The sequence below is a fragment of the Methylobrevis pamukkalensis genome, from assembly GCF_001720135.1.
Lineage (GTDB): Bacteria > Pseudomonadota > Alphaproteobacteria > Rhizobiales > Pleomorphomonadaceae > Methylobrevis > Methylobrevis pamukkalensis.
Map to the genome: position 1 here is coordinate 1 of NZ_MCRJ01000202.1, position 3,678 is coordinate 3,678.

Genomic DNA, 3,678 nt, shown 5'->3' on the forward strand with positions numbered 1-3,678 from the left:
GCCGCCCGCGATCTCGGCGCGGCCGGTCGCGACCCGGTCTTCGGCTTCGGCCTGCTCCAGGCCGCGGATCTCTGCGCGCCGGCCGCCAGCCCCCTGCCGACGGCCGAACGCGGCGCGGCCGAGGCGGCGCTCGATCCTGCGGTCCGGGGCGCCGGTCCGGACCCGGCCGCCGGGCCCGACGCGGATTTGCGGCCCGCGGGGGAATAAACCCGCGGCCGGCCCGTTTGCCTCCTCGATGCCGGCCTCGCGCCGGCGAAGAGGAGACGAGCCATGTTCGCAAGACCGAAACCGCTGATCCGCTTCACCTGCGCGCCCGAGGACAAGGGCGTGATTGCCGAGCCGGTGCCGGCCAAGACCCACATGCCGGACTGGTTCCGCAAGCTGCCGGCTTTCGACCGCGAGCAGCGGTCGGTCACCGACACCGGCCTGACGGTGAAGCGCTGCATGCCCTTCCTCGACGCGATGACCACCGGCTGGATCCTGCCGCTCGCCGCCAGCGTGCGCCTCGACATCCGCGACGAGGGACGCACCGTGGAGGCCGGCTGGGAGTTCGACAAGCCGATGATCAGCAACCACGGCAGCCATCAGGTGGCCGGCCATCCGTCCGAGCCGCGTCCCCCCTGCAAGTTCCACAACTACTGGTCCGTGCGCACCCCGAAGGGCTGGAGCTGCCTGTTCGTGCCGCCGCTCAACCGCCCGAGCAAGCTGTTCGAGGTGGTGGCCGGGGTGGTCGACACCGACACCTACACCGCACACATCCATTTCCCCTTCTTCGCCACCGGCGAGGACGGGCTGCATGTCCTGGAAAAGGGCACCCCGCTGGTGCAGGTGATCCCCTTCCGCCGCGAGGCAACCGCGATCGACTGCGAGATCGCCGCCGAGACCCCGCTGGAAATGGCCGACCGCAAGGTCGTCCACCGCAACACGCTCACCGGCGAAGGCTGGTACCGCCGCTTCGCCCGCGCCGCCCGCTGAGGGCTGCCGGGCGAGGCGGCGACGCCGCAGCGTCTGCCACGATCGATCATCCGACGGACGACAGCACCCGGCGCCGCGAGGCGACCGGGTTCTGGCCGTTTGCAGGGGCAGGTGCCTTGCTGCCATGCGCGCTGTCCGGATCCGCCTGTCCGGAAAGGACGTCAGGATCTCGCACCCGACCTCAGCACGCCCGGCCTCGTCTTGCACCCGGCCACCATCTTCCACCTGCAACGTCTTGCATCCGGCCTCGTCCTTCGAGACAGCCGCTTCGCGGCTTCCTCAGGATGAGGCCTTCGACAAATCGCCTAATCTTGTCAAAGCATTAATCTTTCCCCTCATCCTGAGGACGGCGCGCAGCGACGGTCTCGAAGGACGAGGGGAAAGCCCCCGTGGGTCCTCGCCTCGCCACGCCAGCCCGGATCAACACCGCACGTCGAGGCGGCGGTCTGCGCCATTGCATCGCCCTCTCCGGGCGCGCCTGAACACGGCGCCCCCCCCCAAAAAAAACGCGAAACAGCCGGTGCTTGCGCACCGGCCGTCCCCTGCATTGCGGTCCTCGAAGGCAACCCGAAGCCAGCGAGGCTCAGTCGTCGTCGCCCGAGTTGGAGTTGCTGTTCGAGCTGCTGTTCGAGCTGGAGTTGGACGAACCGTTCGAGCTGGAATTGCTGTTCGAGTTGGACGAGCTGTTGGAGTTCGAGTTCGAGGAGCTGTTGGAGTTCGAGTTGGACGAGCCGTTCGAGTTGGAATTCGACGAGCTGTTCGAATTCGAGTTCGACGAACTGCCCTTCTTGCTCTTGCTCTTCTTGCCCTTGCGGTCGTCGTCGTCATCGTCGTCGCGGTCGCGTTGGCCTTCCTCTTCTTCTGCTTGTCGCGGCGGTCGTCGTCGACGAGCGTGAACTGGACCCGCTCGTCGCCGATGCCAATGGCGGTCATCGGCAGGGGCGCGGTGGTGGCGGCGGCGCCGAGGGCCGGGGCGGCCGCGCGGCCGGCATCATCGCCGCGGCGGCGACGCCGCTGGTGAGGCCAAGGGCAAGGGTGGTGATCGTGATGGTCTTCAGCATCGGTCTTCTCCATTGCTGCAGTCGGTCCGGAGCCCGGCTCCGGCCGCGGGACACGCTGTCGTGTGCGCTCGCATGGAGAAGAACGGAGGCCGCGCGGAGTTATTCCCGGCGCCGCGCGCATCATGCGCATTTGTGTAACACGCTGACTGGTTTGGACAGTTGGCGGCAGGCCGGATTGGGCCGGATCTGGCGGGATATTTCCGGATGGGATGGCGGAAAACCGGGCGAAATCGACGGCGGGCGGCAGGAAAGCGGCGCGCAAGGGCGGTTTGGACACCCGAACGGGCTTCCGGGGCGGCGCGCAGGGTGAATTGGCAGCGGGCGCGGGGCAGGAAGACCGTTCGGGTGGGGTTCGAACCGCGGTCGAAAGCGGGTCGAGGCGCCGGGCCAGGACGGATCAGACGCCGGGCTGCCTGACGGGCTTGCGCGCGGCCTTTTCGGCGGCGAGGCGCTGTTCAATGATCATGCGGTCACCGGGCGGGGTTGCGCTGCTCTTCGGGTCGATCGGCTGGAGGGCGATGATCACCGGATTCGGCGTGTGGCTGAGGGTGGCGCCGGTGACGGCATCGACGCCGACGCCGATCACGCCGCCGAGGATGATGTTGCCGGCAGTGCCGGCCATGCCGCGCCGGAAATGCCGGTCTTCACCTCGACGGTCTCGCTCCGATAGCCGGTCTTCGTCGCGGTGACGCTGAACTCGGTCTTGCGGCTGACGTTCATCACGCACGGGATGCCGGCGCAGGCAAGGCCGGTGGACGAGGCGATGGCGGCGTCCGGCGGATCGACCTCGACGCGCACGTCCTCGGTGGTGCCGCGGATGACGGACGCGCAGGCCGACAGCGACAGGCCCGCCACAAGTATGGCGGTCATCGTCTTGATTTTCATGGTGTTGCCCCTTGAGCCGGCCAGCCGCCGGCAGGGGCAAGTGTAGGGCGAGCCCTCGTCAGATTGCAACTGCGGCGAGGGCGCCGCGCGGGGTTGTCACCAGATCCACCGCAGCGTCAGGCCGAGCGCGAGGCCGATCGCGACCAGGGCAAGGCCCAGCCAGGGGGAAGGCTCGGGATCGGGCGGGGACTTGTCATAGCCGGAGACCATGGCGGCACGTCACGGATAGCCCGCGGCGACGCACAACTCGTCGACGGCCTCACGTGACGGAAGGTCGGTCCCGAGGACCACCTTGTCGACGCGCGGCATGCCGAGCTTGAATGAGCCGGCCAGGGCGAAGGTTGCGAACACGCCCGATCCTTGGACAGATCCGCAATAGTGAGATCCGAATGGGTACTTCGGCCAGATGAAGGCTTCACGGGCAATATCGGGAAGCCCCGCGGCGGTAAGCTCCTCGCGCAAGCGGGAAAGGATGTCGTCCCTCTCCGATCCCAAAAGATTCCGCGATGAACCGCCTGGAAATTCCGGTTCACCGGCGAAACGAACGCCATAAGCCTTGCTGATCCGATCATGGCGCCGCTGGATATGAACGGTGAATCCTTCGAATCCAGCGAATCCGCCGTGGCTGTTCCGGGCATTTACTTCGGCCCGATAGACTGTTGATGCCGGAAGCAGCCTCGACCATCGAAGCTCGGCCGACTCCGGGTCGCGGAGGCGTTCAAGGACAGCGGCCGAGATCAAAGGCCTTCTCGCCTTC

General features: G+C 67.5%; 7 protein-coding genes and 1 pseudogene. 3 read left to right on the plus strand and 5 right to left on the minus strand.

Annotated elements, in window-relative coordinates; genetic code table 11:
- The 3 genes and pseudogenes from A6302_RS23745 to A6302_RS23255 form a co-directional block, all read left to right on the plus strand.
- Positions 1-207 (plus strand): annotated as a pseudogene (locus A6302_RS23745) (hypothetical protein); the annotation flags it as partial.
- A 63-nt stretch (positions 208-270) separates the two neighbouring features.
- Entirely contained in the window at positions 271-975 is a 705-nt protein-coding gene (locus tag A6302_RS19650; protein WP_069308441.1) for a DUF6065 family protein, read from the plus strand.
- 608 nt (positions 976-1,583) lie between these two features.
- Positions 1,584-1,871 (plus strand): hypothetical protein, encoded by a 288-nt coding sequence (locus A6302_RS23255; protein ID WP_169833641.1) that lies wholly within the window; start codon positions 1,584-1,586, stop codon positions 1,869-1,871.
- A gap of 33 nt (positions 1,872-1,904) precedes the next feature.
- Here the strand turns inward: A6302_RS23255 and A6302_RS25480 are convergent, their stop codons facing one another.
- The 5 genes from A6302_RS25480 to A6302_RS22495 all read right to left on the minus strand — a co-directional run.
- A complete protein-coding gene (locus A6302_RS25480) occupies positions 1,905-2,036 on the minus strand; it encodes a hypothetical protein (RefSeq protein ID WP_280939475.1) in 132 nt (43 codons plus the stop codon).
- 397 nt (positions 2,037-2,433) lie between these two features.
- Complete coding sequence (locus A6302_RS24980; protein WP_245294167.1) at positions 2,434-2,658, minus strand: hypothetical protein; 225 nt, start codon at positions 2,656-2,658, stop codon at positions 2,434-2,436.
- Positions 2,619-2,906 carry a hypothetical protein gene (locus A6302_RS19660; RefSeq protein ID WP_245294168.1) on the minus strand — a complete coding sequence of 96 codons (288 nt, stop codon included), beginning with the start codon at positions 2,904-2,906 and terminating at the stop codon, positions 2,619-2,621. Before A6302_RS19660 ends, A6302_RS24980 begins: the two co-directional genes overlap by 40 nt.
- Positions 2,907-3,017: 111 nt before the next feature.
- Positions 3,018-3,131, minus strand: coding sequence for a PEP-CTERM sorting domain-containing protein (locus tag A6302_RS22490; RefSeq protein ID WP_141703992.1), 114 nt, complete (start codon positions 3,129-3,131; stop codon positions 3,018-3,020).
- A 9-nt stretch (positions 3,132-3,140) separates the two neighbouring features.
- Positions 3,141-3,678, minus strand: a 538-nt coding sequence (locus A6302_RS22495) for a hypothetical protein (RefSeq protein ID WP_210183409.1), incomplete at its 5' end; no start/stop codon positions are given.

What these genes read in the sequence shown, in the direction of transcription:
- A6302_RS19650 (WP_069308441.1), top strand. Translation starts at nt 271, where the DNA reads ATGTTCGCAAGACCGAAACCGCTGATCCGCTTCACCTGCGCGCCCGAG.
- A6302_RS25480 (WP_280939475.1), bottom strand. Translation starts at nt 2,036, where the DNA reads ATGCTGAAGACCATCACGATCACCACCCTTGCCCTTGGCCTCACCAGC.
- A6302_RS24980 (WP_245294167.1), bottom strand. Translation starts at nt 2,658, where the DNA reads ATGGCCGGCACTGCCGGCAACATCATCCTCGGCGGCGTGATCGGCGTC.
- A6302_RS19660 (WP_245294168.1), bottom strand. Translation starts at nt 2,906, where the DNA reads ATGACCGCCATACTTGTGGCGGGCCTGTCGCTGTCGGCCTGCGCGTCC.
- A6302_RS22490 (WP_141703992.1), bottom strand. Translation starts at nt 3,131, where the DNA reads ATGGTCTCCGGCTATGACAAGTCCCCGCCCGATCCCGAGCCTTCCCCC.